Raw genomic sequence first — 19,328 nt, 5'->3', positions numbered from 1 at the left:
TAAAAATTGAGCAAGCCATCCGCCAGTCGTTTCTTTATTTCTTCATGCCGGTATTCGTCGTTGCCGGTTGGCGCACCATTCCTAAACAATAAAAAAAGCATCTCCAACAAATAGTGTTAGAAATGCTTTTGCAGCCCGTACCCTTGGGTGGTAATAAGCGTCCGGAATGAATTCCGCGCTTTATATAAGGTAAGCCGATCTCTAACACCTCCCTAAATCCGCGTAGGTTAACAGTGTCATGGAACGAGGCAGGTCTCCTGACTTAGAGCTTCGTCCGGCGCCTTCCCAGGACAGCGACAACTGTCGTCCCAGTGGCATTCGTACCGGATAATAAACCGATGATCATCGGCGCTCCTTACAGTGGCGGGTCCGTGCCGGTTTTGCACCGGCTTCCCTTTTAAGCCGGAGGGGCATGCCCCGTCCAGCACCTAATTCGCTTTCATATTTAATTGTTCAGAGCAATCATATCACCCTAAACAAAGATTTGTCTATATACGCCTCTTGTCGAACGATGGCCTTACATGGGCCGAATTTCTTATTTTGCGCTTCAACCCTTGCAAGAAGTCGGCCTCGTACGAACAATGTAGCCAAAAGCTTGATTCCGAGGGGCAAACATGAAACAAATCAGATTAGAGAAGGTGGACGAAAGCTTTATGAAATACGGACAAACGATAGCGAAACTCCGGAACAAAAGATGCATGACCCAAGAGGAGCTTGCGAGCAGGGTAGGAATTACCCGTTCCGCACTCTCTCATTACGAGAACAACCGCAGAGAACCCGATTACGAGACGATTCAAAAATTCGCCGATTTTTTCGAAGTCACCGTAGATTACTTGATGGGGCGCAGCGAAGATACCTATTATATTAACGAGTTCGCCAACCAGCTGGAGCTGTCGGATGAAGCGATTATGGAGAGGTTCGTTCTGACCGTAGACGGCAGAGAATTGACCGAAGCGGAATCCAGAAGCTTCATTGCCTTTATTCGCTCGGAGCGTTTAACGGGCCAAAGCCAAAACAAGCAAGCGCAGGCCAAGCCTTGATGACGCGGCTTTTCGTCGCGGCTGTGTCATCTGCTGTATTCCATCAGATTCATTTCCCAGTGAAATACGGGATATAACGGCTTGCCGCCGCACGCGGAGAAGCCTTTGTCGGCCGCCGGAGCATGTTCGTCCTCCAAGCCGCTCCAACGTTCATAGGTTTCCGCGGAAATCTGCAGCTGTTCCATAATACGGTTGATATCCAAGCTCTTCTTTTGCTCTTGCATCCCAGTCCCACTCTCCATCTCGTTTCATAGCTTTCATTGTTTAGTATTATATATGAAGCGTCCAAAAAATAATGTCGCTTGCTGGGGGATGTTCCTATAAAACTGCCGATCATTTTGTCGAAATCGAAATTATAAATAAATCTTTATTTTCATAGAAAAATCCCTGCCCTAACCCTGTCACGGGAAGCAAGGATTTTTGTTTAGTTCTAAAAGAGTGGTGATTGAGTCGTGTCCTCCGGCCGCTTTTTCGCCACGCTTCTAAAATACGAAGCGTATCATGAATTTACAGTTTTTAGCCTGCGTCCCGCTTTTTTTACCCCCATTCTGCGAACGATCAGGCTGACAGAAGCCGGTTCCGGCGCAGCCTCTTTTACCCCGTTCAATTTATCCATAAACCGCTTGTAAATAAAATCTCCCGCAATCTGCGTCAAGCCCTCGCGCAGGCTGACCGAAGGCGTCCATCCCAAATCTTTGGCCGCCTTGGCGTAGCTTACGCATACATGGGTTTGTTCCGCAGCGCGCGCCGGGGCGTAAGCCGGCTTCAGCTTCTGACCGAGCATTTCGTTCATCAGATCGAACAGCTCGGCGATCGGCGTCGCTACCCCCGTACCTATATTATAGATTTCCCCGTTCCCCCGGGTCAGCGCCTGAATGTTCGCTTCCGCCACATCCGTCACGCAGACGAAATCCCGGCTTTGCAACCCTTTGCCGTATATGATCGGCCGCTCGCCGTTCACATAGGTTTCCAAAAATGCGGAGATGACCCCGCCCCCGCCGAACCGCTTCTGACGGTAGCCGTATACGTTCGTATAGCGAAGGATCGTATAGTTAAGCCCGTAGAGAGCTCCGTACAGTCTGATATATTCTTCGGGAGCCAGCTTTGACATTCCCATGCAGGAGACGGGGACGCAAGAAGCGTTTTCATCCGCAGGCCGGGACTCCGTCAAGCCGTATACTTCCGCGGAAGAAGCGTAAACGAGCTTTTGAATCTGAAACTCTTTGCACAAATCCAGCAGATAGATGAGCCCCCGCAGATTGGGGCTGAGACCGCGGTTGATGATCGACTCGTCGAGCTCGTTTTTCTCGGCCAGATGAATGCAGTAGTCAGGCTTCTCTCCTTCGAAAATGTCCCGCAGCTCTTTGCCCGATACATCCGCTTTATACACCTTGCAGCCTTTAGGAATGTCTTCCTCTTGGCCCGCGCTAAAATTGTCGACAACAACGACTTCCAAGCCTGCCCTCAATGCGCAGTCCGCCGTATGGGACCCAATGAATCCCGCACCTCCGGTAATTAGTACTTTCATCCTTACCCCTCCTGCCGATTTGTTAGTATAAGTCGTCTTACACAGCGATAATCGATAATGGTCCTATATGCAGCGTATCAATCGGTCGAAATCTGATACATTTTGTATCTATCATAAATAAAAAAAAGCCCCCGGTCAAGAGGTCCTATACAAAAACAGCTCCGTGCGGCCGATAGGCCATACTTCTTATGAATTATGCCGCTTTGACCGCTTGCCAAGAAAACTTGAAAGTTCTTCCATAAGCAAGCATAGGCTAATAGGGGAGCGTACTCTTATTCATCCCGCATAAGCCCGGCCCGCTTGCCAACATGTCAGTCTTGAGGGAAAGCTTCGGCTTGATCATTCAACAATTCAGGAGGAAATCGCAGCTCTTATTTTAAAGAGGGACTTGGAATCGGAAGGGAAGAAAGGGGATGGCGTAAAGCGACCTTTCGGCTCGGAAGCGCTTCACTAGAAGCGGCGGCGGCGGCGCCGATAAATTTCGTCTCGTCTATCTGCATCTGCTTCATAATATGACGTATATCTAAAGTCCGGGTCTCCTGTTTCAAGTTATTGGCATTCATTGGGCGCACTCCTTCTAAAGTCCTATGGATGATGTACTTTCCATTAACAAAATATTGCCTTCATAAACCACTTTATGATACACTATGTATCTTGTCAAACGAGGATTCTGTCGAAAACCATAAAAATTTATTTACATTACCAAATATTTTCTCCCACCCGCCCTAACCGCCCCCATTCAGCGGGAATACAAAGGCCGGATAGCAGGATCAACGCCATATATTGTATGATAAATACAAATGCCTATTAGGGGGTGAGAGCTTGTTGTACGCCGCCGCTTTACTCATCGCTGCAGCTGCAGCCGCAGCCATCGGGTATCTTCTTCTGGTCCTCCCCACCCAATGGCTCAAAGTCGAAAAAATCCGGCATCCGCTCGGACTCGGCATCCGCATTTTGCAGATCAGCGATCTGCATATAGAACGAATGCGGATCAAACCGCGCCGCTTATCCGCTATTATCGCCCGCGAGAAGCCGGATTACATCTTCCTGACCGGCGACTTCACCAAGGAGGAAAAGCTGCTTTCCCGGCTTGACCCTTATCTGCGCATGCTGGCGGGCCACCGCATCCCGGTATACGCCGTGCTCGGCAATCACGATTACCAGCAGCGTAAAGTGATTCGGCTAATCAAGCTGATTCAGTATTACGGCATTATTTTGCTGCGCAACGAGTCGGTTCGCATGCCCGGATTCGAGCTGATCGGGATCGACGACTACAGTACGGGGAAAAGTAATCTGCGCAAATCGTTCCAGTATGCCGATACGGATCTGCCTCGCATCATCATCACTCATGATCCTAATGTCGTGCTTGCCATCAAAGAGCCTTACGATTATTTGATGGCCGGCCATTTGCACGGCAAACAGCTCAACCTGCCGTTCTTCTACACGTTCCGTCCGATGGGCAAGCTTCCCGCCATGGGGATCTACAAAGGGCTCCATTCAAATAACTACGGCACCTTCTATATATCCAAAGGAATCGGCCAGACGGCCTTCAATCTGCGCTTTCTCGTAAGAAGCGAAGTAACGCTGCACTATTTATAATTCAACCCCGCCACCGTTAAAAAATAAAATACCGGACGATTGATACTAATCGTATCATCGGTCCGGTACGAAGGCCTTTGCTCCCTTCTTGCGGAGCTTCCGACAAGATAGACGGCTTCTTTGGGGCAAGCAGCCCGCGCTACTTGTCATTCGGTTTCGGAGGAAGTGGACGTTCATGGCGGATTGACATCAAACTGCTGGTATAATTTTTCCCGTCGATATTCAGCTGCACCATAATTTTTTGGATGTCTAGTTGAATTTTCCCATGATCCAGGTTGTCACCGTTCATTCACAGCACTCCTTTTTCCAGAACATCGGCATGGATTCATACGCTTACCTGGCTTCGGCACCGCCGAATACTAGGATCCTCATAGACTATCGATTCCAAGGTGCAAATTCACTCTCGCAGGCTCCCGGATTAGGTTTGAAAAACTTTCCCAGGGGTAAAATGATAGTAGGAGTAGAACGAGGCGTAGCTTGCTATGGCTTTGGTCACAGCGGATTGAGAGGCTTCCATGAGATGATTGATTTTGGCAAAAAGCATAGATCTCTCAAGTCTGTTCATCTCATATTCCAATTGATAGCGATAGGGAGCGCTCTCGCCGCATCGATGAAGCTTGCTGCCTTGAAATTTCAGGACCGCTTCTTCAAACACAAATTCCAGAGAGAACGTAACGTGCCCCCGGTCCGGCAGCAGCAGCTCCGATACGAATTGAATCTCACCGGAGCTCAGCCCCTCGACCTCAACTAAAGCAAATCCGGTTTGCACGGGGCGGTCGTTCACTTGGCTTATCGACAGTCTGCATTCCATCGAGCGAAGCAGCTTGCGCAAATGAAATTGTTTGTCGTTTTCTTTTTGGTTCACATGACATCTTCCCAACCTTCGTTTTTTTGGGTAAAATAAACTTACGATACATTTTGTAATAAATTAAAATGTCAAGGCGGTTATTGTGGCATCCAGTATATAATTGCCTAGCAAATTCATATACTATCATTAACATACGATACATTTTGTATCAATGTCAATATGACAGAATGCTAACTCCCAAAAAATCCCTGACATTTGAATAATATCCTTGAAAACCCTGATCTATCAACTAACTGATTGTAATCACTGGAGGTAACTATTTATGAAATACGGGGAACGAATAGCATCATTACGTGAAAAACATTCCCTGACGCAGGAGGGGCTTTCTAGCAAACTCGGTATTACTCGCGCTTCTTTGTCGCATTACGAGAATAACCGGAGAGAGCCGGACTACGAAACCATCGTCAGCATAGCGAATTTATTCAACGTTTCTATCGACTACCTCATCGGAAGGACCGACGACCCGCACATTGTGCTGGATGAAGATGTCCGCGAATTCGTCGATTCGTTGGAGCTGTCCAACGAAAAAATTTTGGAGAAATTCTCCTTGACGGTAGACGGAATGAAGCTTACTCCGGAAGAGGCCAAGCGCTTCATCGCCTTTGTCCGCGCCGAACGTTCTATCAATAAAGGCTAGAATAGTTTGCTGCCCGGCCGCGGTCGACGCATTCCTTTCATGCTCGCAACACCGCATTATTTTGACCTTTCATCGGATAACCTCGCCATGTAGATTTACCCTCTCGGATTGTACCTGCGGAACGACTGCCTGTCCAAGAGAGATGATGTCCGTTGCTTCGATCCTATTTCCATTTCGCACTTAGTACAGCAGTTTATAAAAACCATATGGTCGGATTGCATCGTAATCCTTTCCTTTCCCCCTTCTCATACCAGCTTGTTGGCGGGACAAAATCAAGTAAAGATCACCGGATCTGTCGACAGCAGATGGGTGATCTTTATTGTTGCGTAAAATGCCTTTACAGCGCACAAAGAAGCTTCGTCTCTGACCGCCGTGTACAGCGGGAACGGAAGCTTCTTATTCGGTAGAGGGCAATGGCCCGATTAAAGGGAGCAAACCTGAAACCGATCACCCTGCTATGTATATTTGATGCGAAACGGCTAAGGGCGCTCTGCCCGGCTTACTGCTTCGCTCTCATCATTTCGCAAACATGCTCGCAGGAACAAAGCGCCTTTTGCACAGAACACCAGGATCTCTTGGCATAATAGATCGGCAGCTCCTGCTCTTTGGCTTGCTGCTTGATCACCTTGGTTAAGTTGTGGTTAATATAATCCGTCAATACGAGGACCGCGTCCACTTTATCGGGAATGCCCTTGCGGACCATCTGGCATTTGCGTCCGGACATATGCATAACGTCGTCAAAACCGATATTGGCAAGCTGCTCCGGCATATTCCCCAAATGATCTGCTCCTACAACTAAAATCGATGCCACTGGCTTGCCTCCTTTCTTTCTCCAATTCAATATGTGAATGTACGTGTTGAAACTCTTGTCAGCGGCGGCTATGCGCCCTTACGCTTCCCGGAGCTCCACTTGGTAAAATTATATTCGTCGCGCATTCCCCAGCAGTAAAACCCGACAAGCACCATGGATACGAACAAAGCAGGCAATAACAGACACAATACCATTTGCACGAAAGATGCTCCTCCTTATAGGCTTTGTTTACCGTTGATAATAATTCTCATTGCTTATATCCTAATGATAATGGTTCTCATTATCATTGTCAACATGCTTCGAATTATTTTTCTGTACATCCCATAAATTAGTATATTTTTTGTGAATGTATCTCATCCTTATACCGTCTGATGAATATGACTTAGCTCTATGATACAATACAGTACATCAACCGAACCTTCGGAGACCCCTCGCCAAGCCGGGGGCTTTTTATTTACAATCATTAATCAAGAAGGGATTGTGGCCTTTATGAATCCGACCATCGAGCTGCTCCGCAGCCACCGCTCCATCCGCAAATTCAAACCGGACGCCCTCACGAGTGAACAGATCGAAGCGATTATCTCTTCGGCGCAGATGGCGTCGTCCTCCAGCAATGTCCAAGCCTACAGCATTATCGGCGTTACCGATCCGGGCTTGAAGCAGGAGCTGGCGCGGCTCGCCGGCAATCAGGCCTACATCGAGCAATGCGGCCTGTTCCTCGTCTTCGTCGCCGACCTGCACCGGCTCAAAGAAGCGTCCGCGCTGCACGGGCAGCCGTTCCACCATAATACGGAAAGCTTCCTGGTCGCTACCGTCGACGCCACGCTGGCCGCGCAAAACGCCGCTATCGCCGCCGAATCGCTCGGCCTCGGCATCTGCTATATCGGCGGCATCCGCAACAACCCGCAGAACGTATGCGAGCTGCTGCAGCTTCCCGAGCTGACTTATCCGGTCTACGGCATGTGCGTCGGCGTTCCCGACCAAGAGCCTTCCCACCGTCCTCGCCTGCCTCGGCAAGCCGTGTATCACAGCAATCGCTACCATGCCGACAAGGCCGCGCAAGGGACGAAGGAATACGACGAAACAATGTACGAGTATTACAGGGAACGTACGGGCGGCAAGACGCTTACCACTTGGTCCCAAGGCATCGCCGACAAATACGCCAAGCCGGGGCGCGCCCATATCCGTCCGTTCCTCGACTCGCGGGGATTCAAGCTCGAATAAGCGCCGGACGCAAGGCGGCGTATAACTAAACGACAAAGGGAGGAAACTGCCCTGCGCAGCCGTCCTCCCTTTGTTATGCATCCTGAGCTGCACTGCTTTTAGAACGACGGTCAACCCCGCAACCAGCGGCGCTGCTCTTCTATCCTGCGCCGAATCCCATTCTCGCTCCCGCCTGCTCCGCAACCCACTGCTGCGTCCGTGCTTTATTCAGCTCCGCCTTCATATTCTGTATTAGCGCTTCGAGCTTCACTTCCTGCTCGTAATGCTTTTGCAGCGCCGCCGAAGCATACAGCTCGTTCAGCTGCGCAAAGCTGAAGCCTTCCGTCAGTGCGGCCGCCCTCTCCGCCGCCCCGTCGCCCGCGACAAGTTCCAGCCGCTTGCGCTCCAGATACCGGCGGCGCAGCGCCGCATCGGGCAGCCTGATCTCGTATGCGCGGTCAAAACGTCCGGCCCGGTTCATCAGCGCCGGATCGATGTTCTCCGGATAGTTCGTCGTCCCGATCAGAAAGATGCCTTCCTTGGACGTCGCGCCGTCGAGCGTGTTCAGGAAAAACGAGCGGACCAGCCCGGGCATCGAGTCGATATCTTCGATGACGAGCACCATCGGAGCCATCTTCTGAGCGGATTCGAATACATCCTGAATCGATTGGCTGCAGGTATGCTCGGTAATTTGCCAATAAGCGACCGGAGCCCGCGCGCTTCCGGCAATCGATTTGACCAGCGTCGTCTTGCCGTTGCCGGGCCGGCCGTAGAGCAATATGCCCCGTTTGTAGGGAATATCGTACGACGTAAAAAACTGCCGGTCGCGCGAGAAAAATTCGTCGATCGACCGGTAAATTTCCTGCTTCACCCGATCGTCCATCATCACTTCATCGCGGCCGACCGCTCTGGTGATCGGCTCCTGCGAGCGTTCGAGGCCGTTAGGGCCGTCCGTCATCACCGTCACATGCTCCCGGTCGTTCTCCCTTTGCCTGAGAAGCATATAAGCGAGGAAGCGGTCCATGCAATCGTCATCGGCGGCAAAAATATACTCCTCGTCGAAGATTCCGTGCTGCCGGAATACGGGTACTCTCGCCAGCGCAACCCGATAAGCCGGATAGAGGAAGACGTTGTTGCGAATCGAAGCGAAAATGCGGTATCCCGCTTCGGCCTGCTCCCCGCGGTAAGAGAACGATTTCGCTTCGACGCTGTCGTAAATCGATGCCATATGCTCCGCCGCTTCGCTGCCCGAGCGGATATCCTCCTCCAGCATCTCCCACATTTCATTGCCGTAATCATCCTGCACATACATTTGAAACTCGGCTCCGAACCGTTCGGTCAGCATGCTTTGAATGCGCTCGATAGCAAGCGCCGCATCATGATGCGGCGGCGCGCTGTGCGGCGTTCTATGGCTAACGAGGCTGGCAGAGGCTGTCCGCAAGCCGCCGGTCTGCATTGCTCCCCGTGCCGGGGAACCGGTGCGTATCGGAATCATGCGCCTACACCCCCTTGACCGCGGCCAGCGGCTTGCACTTGGCGACGACGCCGGCCAAGCCCGCTCCGACGACGCTGTCGATGATTTGGTCGACATCCTTGTAAGCCTGCGGCGATTCGTCGATCAGCGATTCGAGCGTCCGCTGGTTGACGACAATCTCGTCGTCCGATCCGATGCGCATCGACGAACGGAATTGGTCCATCGTCACCAGACGCTTCGTCGCGCTGCGGGAGCGTATGCGGCCGGCGCCGTGGCATATCGAGTAATAATTGCTTTGGCCGCCGGGCTTGCCGACCATAATATAGGAGGAGGTGCCCATCGACCCGGGGATCAAGGCGGGATGGCCCGTTTCCGCATAGGCATCCGGATTGTCGGGATGACCCGGCGGCAGCGCCCTCGTAGCCCCCTTGCGGTGGACGAACAGCGTATTCTTGCCATGCTTCTCTTCCCAAGCATAGTTATGCATCAGATCGTACAGAGTGCTCATTTCGAACTTGGAGCCGAACACTTGCTGGCCCGCCTCGCGAATCGCATACGCGATCAGGTGGCGGTTGACGACGGCGTAGTTCAGCGCCGAATACATCAGGTTCACGTACATTTGCCCGCTCTCGCTGTCCAACGGGGCGAACAGCAGCTTCGGATCGGCCGTTCCGAGACCGCGGCGGCTCATCATCTTGACGATCTCGCTGCTGCAGTATTGATTGACCGCTCCGCCCCAGGCGCGGGAGCCCGAGTGAATCATAACGGCCACCTGCCCATCCGACAGTCCCCACTGCTCGGCGATGTCTCTGTGATCCTCGTCGATTTCCACGTACTGGATCTCGGCAAAATGATTGCCGTTGCCGAGCGTCCCGAGCTGCCGGTGCGCACGATGATAAACCGTCTCCGGCAGCCGCTCCAAATACGATTCGTCCAAGCCGAATTTGCCGCATTCCACGCGGGTCAGCGAAGTCGCTTTGCGGGGCGTATACCCATCGGGAACGTATTTCTTCGGCAGCCCGGACAGTCCTTTGCGCACGATATGATCGAGCCGGATATCCGAGAAATGCCCCCTCGCCTGCTCTTCCACCGGCAGATGCCGCTCGATCGCTTTGACGAGCTTGCGCCGCAGCTTGACGTCGCGCAGGTCGTCGCGATGCAGATTGGTCAAATGCAGCCGCATGCCGCAGCCGATATCGCTGCCGACGATGGAAGGCGACACGTAACCGTCCGCCATATCCCAGATCGCCGTCGTGCCGATGCAGGTCCCGACCCCCACGTGCACGTCGGGCGTGTAGCTCATATACCGGTTGCCGGGAATTTGCAGATTGTTGTTGGCCATGTCCAGCACTTTATAATCCAGTCCGGCGAACAAGGAGTCGCTGGCATAGACGTGCAGGTCCCCCGCCGGGAGCTGCACCTTGCGGTAATAGGCCTCTTGCGGCCGTTGTTCATTGTCTTGAAGTAATCGTTCCATATCTATAGGTCTTTCCTCTCTCATCGTTGATTAGTTGTTTTTCAGGTGCGCGGTTTCATTCGCGATTCCGCTGTACATAGAACAAATCCCCCAAAAGCCATCCATGCCGCTACGCGGCACCACAGACAATGGAAATGGGGTACCAAGAGTAATTTCCAGGGTAGTGACGTGATGCTCTGAAGCTTATTCCGTCCGCATCCAGCTTCGGATGGATCGGCGTCTAACCAATCCGCCGGGATCGTTCTATGGTTAGACATTACTTTCGGGGGAGCCCCCGAATATCCACAGGAAATGGCTGCGCATCATTTCCTAAACAACAAAAAAACCGCAGGCTCCCAACGGAAGCCCACGGTTCATGTCACAGAAATTATGGATCATCGATCCCGGAAAGCGAACCGCCTTGCCCAAGGTCCTTCAAAAAGACCGACAAAACGTCCGCTCCCGGGATTATCCAACTGACACCCGGCCGTCGAGGCCGATGGACTTCATCTGCTTATTCAATTCCAAGACAACTGCATTGAACGTATGCCGGATCATGATCATCGGCCTCCTTTCGATTTATGATATGGTTATGATATACGCGAGAGGGAACGTTTGTCAATGATTAAATAAAAAATATTTATTGATTTTATTAAAAATTTCTATTGATTTCTGCGGCGCGTCATCACTGATAGCTTTTGACGGAGCCCAGCTTGTCGGCCAGCGCCTGCAAGTTTTGCCCCTTTAAGGCCCCCTCGATCAGCTCGGGAAGGCGGTCCGGGGAACAACCGAAGCAGGGGATGCCCATTCGCGCCAGCTTCTTGGCATTGCCTTCGTCGTAAGACGGAACGCCCCGATCGGATAGAGCCAACAGACACATCGCTTGGACGCCGGCCGCCCGCATCTCCTCCATCCTCCGCAGGAAGGCCGATACGTTGCCGCCTTCGTACAAATCGGAGATGAGAATAAACAGCGTTTTCTGCGGCTCCTTGATGAACGGCTCGCAGTAAGCGACCGACTTGTTAATGTCGGTGCCGCCGCCCAGTTGAATGCCGAACAGCATATCTACCGGGTCCTGCGCGCACTGCTCGCTCAAATCGACGACTTCCGTATCAAAGACGACGACCCGCGTCTCCAGCGCGGGCAAGCTGGCGAGCACGGAGCCGATGACCGAGGCATAGATGACCGAATCGGCCATGGACCCGCTCTGGTCAATGTCCAAAATAACCGTCCATTCCTTGCTCCGCCGGGCCCGGTCGAAAAAGTAAAAGCGCTCGGGAATCAAACGCTTGCTCTGCTCGTCGTAATGCTTGAGATTTTTGGCGATGGTCCGCTTCCAGTCCATCCCCGAAAGCGAAGGCAGCGGGGAATGCCGCCTTCGGTTCAACGCCCCCGTGACGGCCCGGCGAATATCTTCTTCCATCCGCTTCATAATTTCGTCGACTACGGCTTTGACCAGCTGTCTTGCCGTATCTTTGGTCTTCTCGGGAATTTTGCCGCGGAGCGCCATCAAGGTAGCGACCATCTGAATATCCGGTTTCACCTGCTCCAGCATCTCCGGTTCGAACAGCAGCTGCTTCAGCCCTTTGCGCTCGATCGCATCGGCCTGAATGATCGATACGATATCCGAAGGGAAGAAGCTGCGGATATCCCCGAGCCACTTGGCCAGCTTCGGGGACGAGGCGCCGAGTCCCGCCTTGCGGCTCCCTCCCGGACTGGCGCCGGATAAGGCTCCGTCGCCGGTTTCATCGTAGATGGCGGCCAGCGCCTCGTCCATCATTCTCGCTTCTTCGTCGAGCAGCCCGGCGCCGCCGCCGAATGCGCTCAGCTTCTCCTCGGCGGCTTCGCCGAGAATGAGACGCCAGCGCTTTAACCGCTCTGCCGGCTCCATTGGTTCCTGCCGTTCCTGTATCGTCATAGCTCACAAATCTCCAAAGTCGTAATCATTAAGCTCATCCAGCATCCTTCTCTCCTCTTCGCTGAGCGGTCGCTGCAGCATTTCTCCCGCCTGGTCGCCGCCAATGCCCCACAGCTCGCCGAGCATCTCGGCGACCAGCTGCTTCTCCCGCGCTTCGAACGAGCCGAACGCTCGGCGCAGAAATACGAGCGAACGGTGAAACTCCGCGCCTTCCAGCGAACGGATATAGTCGTCCAGCTGCTCCCATAGCCCCGTTCGCGAGAGCAGCGCATAGCGGTTGCGCATCGACATCCCTTCGAACCAGCCGGCTCCCAGGTCGGCCGGAATGCCGGGAGACAACCGTCGCGACACCTCGCGCGACACTTGTTCGCTTCCGAGCTGATTGCGCTCCAGCAGCAGCGCAAAGGCCAGGCCGGACAGCTTGGCGTTGCGGTCGTCGCGCGAAGCGAGCGCCTGAAGCTGGCGCAGCCACAGCGCATCGTCCACGTGATCGTAATGCTCCTGCGCGATCCCGTGCAGCTCGCCCATCGCCTGCGCGATGCCTGCGGCGGCTTCGTCGCTGCATCCGGCCGCATCGACGAGCAGCAGCGCGCCGCGCAGGAACAGCAGCTGAAGCAGCGGCAGCAGCGCCGACGTGTCGACCTTGCGCAGATCGCCGTAGCGGATCAGCACCGACAGCTCGACCGCCGCGGCCGCAAGCTGCGGCACGCTGCCGGCCTCCACCGCGAGCCGCTGCAGCTCTTGGCGCGCCTGCTCCATGGCGTCGGGCAGACCGCATTCGTACGCGGCGCGAATGATCCGGGAAGCTTCGCGGATCTCGGCGCATTGCTCCAGCCGCTCTTTAATGACGAAGGCGGCGGCCAGCTCGATCGTCTCGCCCTTCAGAACGGATTCCACCGTCTGAATCTCCGCTTCCGGGGTCCATTGGAGCACCCAATGCTCCGCCCAGGTAGCGGCGTTCTGCCTTACCTTTTTGTTGCGGGCGAAGGCGATTTGCAGCAGCCCCAGCCGATGCAAAAAGGTCGAGCGGTGCAGATCGAGAAAGGCCGCTTCGGCCGACTGCACCCTCCGGTTTTCCCGCAAATCCAGCTCCAGGTCGGCTGCGACCGCCGTTTTGTATTTATCCAGCTTCAGCCGCTTCAAATTGCGGTTCATATCGTCTTGAATCGACGTCTGGCTGATCCCTTCCGGCAGCGAGCCGATGGCCGTCCCGATATCGGTTCGCGCCAGCGCCTCGGCAACGGGAGCCAGCTCTCCGAAGCCCAGGCAGACGATCGCCGCATCGCGCAAATCTTTATTCGTCGGCAGGCTTCCGCCGTGCAGCGAAGCCAGCGCTTCGGCTAGCCGAACCCCTTCGATGACGGACGCGGTCGAGCGCGAATTGCCTTCCTCCCGCATCCGGGCCGCGACGGAAGACAAATACAGCGAAGGCAGCTTCGCCATGTCGCCCTGCCGCAGACAATGCCAGAGCAGCTCGAAATAGGCGGGAGCCGGATTGCCCGCCCCGTACCCCGAATGCGAGGACAGCTTGTAGTAGGAATACGGCATTAGCGTCAGCTTCGTCGGACGGCGCGGCAGCCCTTGCAGCTCCTCGTCGGTCATCATCGGCAGCGACTTATCGAGAGCGGAGGCGTGATGCGCTCCCGTCACGACGACGATCCGCTCCGCGGGGTGGCCCGCCGCTATAGCTTCCGCTATGCTGCGGCGCATATAGGCTTCGCGAATCGCGTTATACGCCGCCTCCTGCGGATCGAACGCCCATTCGTCCTGCTCCAGCATGGCGCGGATTTGACCCGAATATTCCAGAAGCGACCGGCGGTAAGCGCCGGGCTGCAGCGGATGCTCGAACTGTCTTTCCCAATAAGCTTCGTAATCCGCTTCGCCGGACAGCTCCGCGAGCCGGTCGTAGATCAAGCGCTGCTTGCCGTAATAAGCTCTGCGCGCGGAGTCTCGGTCCAATCCAGCTTCCTCCTGAAGCTCTGGCTCTGCGTCCCCGTCCCCGGACGTTCTCCGCAGCCCGTGAAGCGTGACGGCGGCATCCGACGGCAAGTCGATGAACGCCGCCTTGGCCCCGCGCTCGGCCGCCCAGACGAACGCCTGGTATTCCGGCGAGTAGGCCGCCAAGGGGAACACGAGCGTCTCCACCGGCAGCTGCTCGGTATAAGCCAGAATAGCGATAGGCGGATTGACGCCGCGCGAAGTCATTTGTCCGATCCATTCGGTTGCATCGGACGGCCCTTCGACCAGCACGAGCTCGGGCTCCGTTTCGTCCAGGAAGGCCCGAAGCTCATAGGCTCCCGCAGGCGATAAATGGCGGATGCCGAATACATGCACCTGCCCGTGGCCGCGGTTCAATCGTTCATCTCCTTGCATGCGTTGTATAGGCTTCGCCATTCCGATCCCCGCTTCTTCATGACATTTTCCAAATACTGTTTCCAGACGACACGATCTTGATCTTCATCCTTCACAATAGCTCCCTGCAAGCCTGCGGCGATATCTTCCTCCCTGACCTCTCCCGTGCCGAAGCTGGCGGCAAGCGCCATGCTGTTCGTCAGCAGAGAGATCGCTTCGGCCGTAGATACGACGCCGCTCGGCGGCTTCACCTTCTCCTTGCCGTCGAGCGTCATGCCGCTGCGCAGCTCGCGGAAGATCGCGACCACCTTGCGCACCGCTTCCTCCTGCGGCAGCTCCGCCTGCAGCTCGTAGCTCGCCGCGATGTCCCTCACCCGCTTGCGCACGATCTCGACTTCCGTCTCCAGGTCCGCCGGTGAAGGCAGCGCCAAAATATTGAACCGCCGCTTGAGCGCGGCAGACATATCGTTGACGCCCCGGTCGCGGGTATTGGCCGTAGCGATGATCGAGAAGCCTCTGGATGCGGACAGCTCGCGTCCGAGCTCGGGAATCGAGATCGTCTTCTCGGACAGGATGGAGATGAGCGCATCCTGCACTTCCGACGCGCAGCGGGATATTTCCTCGAACCGGGCGATGCCGCCGCATTCCATGGCGCGGTAGATCGGACTCTTGATCAGCGCGTCGTCGCTCGGCCCGTTGGCCAGCAGCATGGCATAGTTCCAGGAATAGCGGATTTGCTCCTCGCTCGTTCCGGCCGTGCCTTGAATGACCTTGGACGAATCGCCGTGAATGGCCGCGGTCAAATTTTCCGACAGCCACGATTTGGCCGTTCCCGGCTCCCCGATGAGCAGCAGCGCGCGGTCGGTCAGCAGCGTGGCGATCGCAATCTCCACCAGACGCTTATGTCCGATGTATTTCGGCGTAATCTCGACTTGGCCCGCCTGGCCTCCCGTAATGAAGGTCAGCACCGCCCGCGGAGACAATCTCCAGCCCGCAGGTCTCGGATCGCGGTCCGCCTGCCGCAAAGCTTCGAGCTCCTCCCGAAACAATCGTTCGGCCGGCAGCCTGAGTACATTTTGTTGTTGTTCCATTCGTTTCGCTCCACTCCTTTATCGTGTCGACGTCCCGTACAGAGGGGCGTCAGTAGGTTACTGCCTTGTTCTCTTGGCTTTTGATCCGCTCCGCCAATTCCCTTACCTGCTGCTTCAAGCTTTCGTAAGGCAGCGCTTCGGCGAATTGCGCCACACGCTCGGCGTACGCCGCGGGAAGAGCGGCAAGCAGCGCCAGCTTCTCGTCGTCCAGGTAATAGATCTGCTTGGCCTTCGTTAACTCGAAGGTGCGCATAATCAGCTCGGGGGCATCCTTGCAGCGCTGTCTGAGCAAAGCTCCCAGGATCGATACGGTGCGCGGCTTCATCAACTGGGGAGCCGTCTCCCAGCGCTTCAGCAAGTAGGACGTAACTTTGTCGTCCGGCTCGCTCGCCAGGCGGCAAACCAGCTCCTCTTCGTTGATGTCGGCGAACAGATGCACCCACCTGGAATCCCATTCAGGCCCGGCTGGCAGCGCCCGCTCGGCCCCTCCGAGCGATGCCGTTCCGAGCGATGCCGCTCCGTCATATGCGGTTCCGTAAGACGCCGCTTCGCCAGCCGCTCTCCAGCCAGCAGGCTCCGTCAGCGTATAGAAAGCATGCAGCAGCTCTTTGGCCGCGGCTTGCTGCTTGCCCTTCGCTTTGAACGCTTGCGCGAAACGATCGTATACTTCTCCCGGCGGCAGCGTACGCACGGCGGCTTGAAAGCTGTAAGCGATCCATTTGCGGTCCCGCTGTTCGCTAAGCGCCAGCAGGAACCGGTCGGTACCCGGGAGTCCCATCGCGAGCAGCTGCCGGGCCGCTTCCCGCTGCAGCGTATCGGCTTCCTTCCCGGCGAACGCCGGCTCCGATAAGAGCCTCATCCACAAATCGGCGATCTGCGGATGCGTCTTCCCGTCCATACATTGAGCAGCCGCCTCCAGTGCCGCAATCGCTTGCTCTGCAGCCTCGGCTTGGGCAAGCGACGGCAGCTGCGCTTCGGCAAAAGACACCAGCCGTTCGGTCAGCGACTTGGATTCGCAGCTTTGGATCGGATCGATCGCATTGTCGCGGTCTTTGCCCAAAAAAGCCTGATACAGCCGATCCGCAGCTGCGCCGCTTGCCAGCTCCGCCAGCGCGAAGTAGGCCGCGCGGCGTATTTCCTTCTTTTTATCGAGCGATTGCTCCAACAGGACGGCCTCGCATTCGGGATACACTCCCAGCAGCTTGATTGCGGCCGCCCGTACTTCCAGCGAGCCTTCGGTCATCGCCTGCAAGTACAAAGTCTTCTCCTTCATACCCGCGATCCGGTGAATATGCTGCAGCCGGCGAACGGCTCCTTTGCCCGCCTGCACGTCGAATTGGCTTTTCAGAACAGGCAGCGCCTGCTCCCCCAAGGCGGGAACGACATATTCCGTCACATATTCGGCGATTTCGGAATTCGTCTCATCCAGAGCGGAAACGGCGGGGACGATGGTCCGGATATCCCGGAACACGCCCTCTTCATAGGCCGTTCGTATCGCTTCCAGCCTGCCCGGACCTTTCTGCGTCAACGCCTCGGTTGCCGCCCGCAGCTTGCGGTACGAAACTCCCGTATAGCAAGAAGTGTCCACCGTCCGAATCGGCACCGCTTCCCCGGCGGCATCCGTCTTGCCTTGCGTATACATGACCGCATGGAGCAGCGTTCCCAGCTCAAGCAGCTTCGGCGGCGCTTCGTCCCCGGACGCTTCCGTCAGCTGCTCCACCAATCGGGCCAGGCGATGAAATACCGGAGCATGCTCGCCCAGCGCCTCAAGCCGGGGCCTGAGCTTGTCGAGCCGCACGTCCCCGGCCGCCAGGGCGCTGCCGGCTATGAACAGCCGCCGAACCTCGCTATGTAACTCTTGCAGCAGTTGTATGCTCATCAAGCGAGCCTCCTTTCCTGAATGGCAATATCAAATGAGCCGTACGACCCCCGTATCCGTTATTAGACTGAGCGGCTGAACCTGCAGCCGGTTTTCCTGAAAATCATGCTTCATCATCACAAGAAACGTCTGATTGTCCGTATGCTCCGCCTTCAGCAGCGGCAGCAGCTCCGTGCTTCCCCGCCCGGACCAATCCGCGTCGCCCAAGGCAAGCCGCTTCCCTGTGTCGTCCTCCAGCACATACGTCCCGTCCGCCTTGTGCAGCCGTGCCGCATGCAGCAGCATGACCGGCCGCTTCTCCCCGAGCGGGTTTTTCATATGATTTTTGGCCGTTTTGACCGCCTCGGCGAATGAACGGCAAGCGGCCGTGCGCACCTTGGCGTAATCGCCGCTCCCGGGCTCGCGGAACAAGGCCGCCTCCCAGCGAATCCGCGGATTCATCTCTCCCGGGTAGACGAAGCATTCGCTTGTCTTGACCACGGCCTCCGTCGAATCTTCCTCTTTCATACGCTTGGCAGCCCGCACCGGCCTGTAATTGCGCGTCGGATACACGGCCCCCGATTGCAGATGAACCCACCAGCCTTCATCCACATATTCGGCCCTGGCTTCGTCCTCGTAAGAGCGGAACGCCAGCTGCAGCAGCTCCGCTTCGGGCAGCACCCGGCCGTGCTCGCGCAGCTCCGCCAGCTGCCAGGCATGGCCGAGCCGCTCCTCCAGCGTGGAAGCCGCGTCCATCGGCGCTTCCGGGTCGTCCTGGCGCGCCTCCAGACGCTCCCTGCCTTTTCTGACCAGAGCATACAGCACGGTCAGCCGGTCCATCGCTTCCGTATAGACCGCTTCCCTGTTCTCCTCCGATTGCAGCAGCAGCAACAGCTCCCGCAGCGCCGCCTGCGCGCCCGGAAGATAATAATTGCCGAGCTGCTTGGATTGCTCCTCCAGCATATGAAGCGTCTTCGGATCGATTCCGGCCAATCCGCTCTGCGTGATTTGCCTGACCAGCTTATCGAGCAGACCGAGGCCTTCCAGCTGGCTGGCTATTTTTTTGACGAGCGCGGACTTGTTCGTCTTGCGCTTGGCGGCGGAAGGAGCCGTTCCCGCGGCCCCGGCCGCTTGCTTCTTCTCCTCGCGTTTCTCCGCCTTTTCGCGCTTGTCCGCTACATCTTCAGGGACTTGTTCCGTCTGAAACGGAGCCCCGGAAGCAAAGGCGTACAGCAAGCCGAGAATATGCTTGCACGGAAATTGGCGGCTCGGGCATGAACAGCGAAACACCGGATTGTCCGGCTTCGCGTAATCCGCCGAACAGCGGTACGGTTCCTTGCCGCTCCCTTTGCACTCACCGAAAAGCAGCGTTTGATCTTCGGAGCGGCACAGTTTGGGGAAGCTGTTTTTTCTGGCAAGATCCCGGCCGTTCTTGACGGCGGCGGCGTTCAGAGCCAACGAGTCCACATACGTTTCGGTAATGTCGATCATAA

The 19,328-nt window shown here is 55.8% G+C and carries 18 protein-coding genes and 1 riboswitch; of the genes, 4 read left to right on the top strand and 14 right to left on the bottom strand.

From position 1 onward, the window contains the following. Positions 1-230 precede the first annotated feature (230 nt). Positions 231-447: riboswitch (cobalamin riboswitch) on the bottom strand. A gap of 206 nt (positions 448-653) precedes the next feature. After that, positions 654-1,040 (top strand): helix-turn-helix domain-containing protein, encoded by a 387-nt coding sequence (locus tag SK3146_RS25345; protein ID WP_249866433.1) that lies wholly within the window; start codon positions 654-656, stop codon positions 1,038-1,040. A 26-nt stretch (positions 1,041-1,066) separates the two neighbouring features. On the opposite strand, the gene SK3146_RS25340 is transcribed toward SK3146_RS25345, so the two are convergent. From SK3146_RS25340 to SK3146_RS25330, 3 genes are all read right to left on the bottom strand, one after another. Beyond that, entirely contained in the window at positions 1,067-1,264 is a 198-nt protein-coding gene (locus tag SK3146_RS25340) for a hypothetical protein (protein ID WP_249861377.1), read from the bottom strand. A 275-nt stretch (positions 1,265-1,539) separates the two neighbouring features. Next, entirely contained in the window at positions 1,540-2,568 is a 1,029-nt protein-coding gene (locus tag SK3146_RS25335; RefSeq protein WP_249861376.1) for an NAD-dependent epimerase/dehydratase family protein, read from the bottom strand. A gap of 371 nt (positions 2,569-2,939) precedes the next feature. Beyond that, positions 2,940-3,131 (bottom strand): hypothetical protein, encoded by a 192-nt coding sequence (locus SK3146_RS25330; protein ID WP_249861375.1) that lies wholly within the window; start codon positions 3,129-3,131, stop codon positions 2,940-2,942. A 259-nt stretch (positions 3,132-3,390) separates the two neighbouring features. Here SK3146_RS25330 and SK3146_RS25325 point away from each other — a divergent pair, with 259 nt between their 5' ends. After that, positions 3,391-4,167 carry a metallophosphoesterase gene (locus SK3146_RS25325; protein WP_249861374.1) on the top strand — a complete coding sequence of 259 codons (777 nt, stop codon included), beginning with the start codon at positions 3,391-3,393 and terminating at the stop codon, positions 4,165-4,167. Positions 4,168-4,306: 139 nt separating this feature from the next. On the opposite strand, the gene SK3146_RS25320 is transcribed toward SK3146_RS25325, so the two are convergent. Both SK3146_RS25320 and SK3146_RS25315 read right to left on the bottom strand, forming a co-directional pair. After that, entirely contained in the window at positions 4,307-4,456 is a 150-nt protein-coding gene (locus tag SK3146_RS25320; RefSeq protein ID WP_249861373.1) for a hypothetical protein, read from the bottom strand. Between the two features lie 129 nt (positions 4,457-4,585). Continuing rightward, positions 4,586-5,032 (bottom strand): hypothetical protein, encoded by a 447-nt coding sequence (locus tag SK3146_RS25315; RefSeq protein WP_249861372.1) that lies wholly within the window; start codon positions 5,030-5,032, stop codon positions 4,586-4,588. A 265-nt stretch (positions 5,033-5,297) separates the two neighbouring features. Here SK3146_RS25315 and SK3146_RS25310 point away from each other — a divergent pair, with 265 nt between their 5' ends. After that, complete coding sequence (locus SK3146_RS25310; protein ID WP_249861371.1) at positions 5,298-5,672, top strand: helix-turn-helix domain-containing protein; 375 nt, start codon at positions 5,298-5,300, stop codon at positions 5,670-5,672. 499 nt (positions 5,673-6,171) lie between these two features. Here the strand turns inward: SK3146_RS25310 and SK3146_RS25305 are convergent, their stop codons facing one another. Both SK3146_RS25305 and SK3146_RS35050 read right to left on the bottom strand, forming a co-directional pair. Further along, a complete protein-coding gene (locus SK3146_RS25305) occupies positions 6,172-6,483 on the bottom strand; it encodes a DUF2325 domain-containing protein (RefSeq protein WP_249861370.1) in 312 nt (103 codons plus the stop codon). 68 nt (positions 6,484-6,551) lie between these two features. Continuing rightward, positions 6,552-6,683 (bottom strand): hypothetical protein, encoded by a 132-nt coding sequence (locus SK3146_RS35050; RefSeq protein WP_259619765.1) that lies wholly within the window; start codon positions 6,681-6,683, stop codon positions 6,552-6,554. 289 nt (positions 6,684-6,972) lie between these two features. On the opposite strand from SK3146_RS35050, the gene nfsA reads away from it, so the two are divergent. After that, positions 6,973-7,707: an oxygen-insensitive NADPH nitroreductase gene (gene nfsA / locus SK3146_RS25300; protein WP_249861369.1), complete on the top strand. Its 735-nt coding sequence runs from the start codon at positions 6,973-6,975 to the stop codon at positions 7,705-7,707. A gap of 139 nt (positions 7,708-7,846) precedes the next feature. Here the strand turns inward: nfsA and SK3146_RS25295 are convergent, their stop codons facing one another. The 7 genes from SK3146_RS25295 to SK3146_RS25265 all read right to left on the bottom strand — a co-directional run bounded on the left by SK3146_RS25295 (position 7,847) and on the right by SK3146_RS25265 (position 19,326). Then, positions 7,847-9,181, bottom strand: coding sequence for an AAA family ATPase (locus SK3146_RS25295; RefSeq protein ID WP_249861368.1), 1,335 nt, complete (start codon positions 9,179-9,181; stop codon positions 7,847-7,849). A 4-nt stretch (positions 9,182-9,185) separates the two neighbouring features. Then, positions 9,186-10,637, bottom strand: coding sequence for an RtcB family protein (locus SK3146_RS25290; RefSeq protein ID WP_249861367.1), 1,452 nt, complete (start codon positions 10,635-10,637; stop codon positions 9,186-9,188). 664 nt (positions 10,638-11,301) lie between these two features. Continuing rightward, positions 11,302-12,534: a VWA domain-containing protein gene (locus SK3146_RS25285; protein ID WP_249861366.1), complete on the bottom strand. Its 1,233-nt coding sequence runs from the start codon at positions 12,532-12,534 to the stop codon at positions 11,302-11,304. Positions 12,535-12,537: 3 nt separating this feature from the next. Continuing rightward, a complete protein-coding gene (locus SK3146_RS25280) occupies positions 12,538-14,907 on the bottom strand; it encodes a DUF5682 family protein (protein ID WP_249861365.1) in 2,370 nt (789 codons plus the stop codon). Continuing rightward, positions 14,886-15,977 (bottom strand): AAA family ATPase, encoded by a 1,092-nt coding sequence (locus SK3146_RS25275; protein WP_249861364.1) that lies wholly within the window; start codon positions 15,975-15,977, stop codon positions 14,886-14,888. Before SK3146_RS25275 ends, SK3146_RS25280 begins: the two co-directional genes overlap by 22 nt. Before the next feature lie 49 nt (positions 15,978-16,026). Next, on the bottom strand, positions 16,027-17,856 hold the full coding sequence (locus tag SK3146_RS25270; protein ID WP_249861363.1) for a hypothetical protein: 1,830 nt from the start codon (positions 17,854-17,856) through the stop codon (positions 16,027-16,029). Positions 17,857-17,886: 30 nt separating this feature from the next. After that, positions 17,887-19,326, bottom strand: a complete 1,440-nt coding sequence (locus tag SK3146_RS25265; protein ID WP_249861362.1) for an SWIM zinc finger family protein — start codon at positions 19,324-19,326, stop codon at positions 17,887-17,889. Positions 19,327-19,328: the final 2 nt, after the last annotated feature.

It is taken from the genome of Paenibacillus konkukensis, assembly GCF_023523925.1.
Taxonomy (GTDB): Bacteria; Bacillota; Bacilli; order Paenibacillales; family NBRC-103111; genus Paenibacillus_S; species Paenibacillus_S doosanensis.
Note: the sequence above shows the minus strand (reverse complement) of the source record. Positions and strands in the feature narration are given on the sequence as shown.

What these genes read in the sequence shown, in the direction of transcription:
- SK3146_RS25345 (WP_249866433.1), top strand. Translation starts at nt 654, where the DNA reads ATGAAATACGGACAAACGATAGCGAAACTCCGGAACAAAAGATGCATG.
- SK3146_RS25340 (WP_249861377.1), bottom strand. Translation starts at nt 1,264, where the DNA reads ATGCAAGAGCAAAAGAAGAGCTTGGATATCAACCGTATTATGGAACAG.
- SK3146_RS25335 (WP_249861376.1), bottom strand. Translation starts at nt 2,568, where the DNA reads ATGAAAGTACTAATTACCGGAGGTGCGGGATTCATTGGGTCCCATACG.
- SK3146_RS25330 (WP_249861375.1), bottom strand. Translation starts at nt 3,131, where the DNA reads ATGAATGCCAATAACTTGAAACAGGAGACCCGGACTTTAGATATACGT.
- SK3146_RS25320 (WP_249861373.1), bottom strand. Translation starts at nt 4,456, where the DNA reads ATGAACGGTGACAACCTGGATCATGGGAAAATTCAACTAGACATCCAA.
- SK3146_RS25310 (WP_249861371.1), top strand. Translation starts at nt 5,298, where the DNA reads ATGAAATACGGGGAACGAATAGCATCATTACGTGAAAAACATTCCCTG.
- nfsA (WP_249861369.1), top strand. Translation starts at nt 6,973, where the DNA reads ATGAATCCGACCATCGAGCTGCTCCGCAGCCACCGCTCCATCCGCAAA.
- SK3146_RS25295 (WP_249861368.1), bottom strand. Translation starts at nt 9,181, where the DNA reads ATGATTCCGATACGCACCGGTTCCCCGGCACGGGGAGCAATGCAGACC.
- SK3146_RS25290 (WP_249861367.1), bottom strand. Translation starts at nt 10,637, where the DNA reads ATGGAACGATTACTTCAAGACAATGAACAACGGCCGCAAGAGGCCTAT.
- SK3146_RS25285 (WP_249861366.1), bottom strand. Translation starts at nt 12,534, where the DNA reads ATGACGATACAGGAACGGCAGGAACCAATGGAGCCGGCAGAGCGGTTA.
- SK3146_RS25280 (WP_249861365.1), bottom strand. Translation starts at nt 14,907, where the DNA reads ATGCAAGGAGATGAACGATTGAACCGCGGCCACGGGCAGGTGCATGTA.
- SK3146_RS25275 (WP_249861364.1), bottom strand. Translation starts at nt 15,977, where the DNA reads ATGGAACAACAACAAAATGTACTCAGGCTGCCGGCCGAACGATTGTTT.
- SK3146_RS25270 (WP_249861363.1), bottom strand. Translation starts at nt 17,856, where the DNA reads ATGAGCATACAACTGCTGCAAGAGTTACATAGCGAGGTTCGGCGGCTG.
- SK3146_RS25265 (WP_249861362.1), bottom strand. Translation starts at nt 19,326, where the DNA reads ATGATCGACATTACCGAAACGTATGTGGACTCGTTGGCTCTGAACGCC.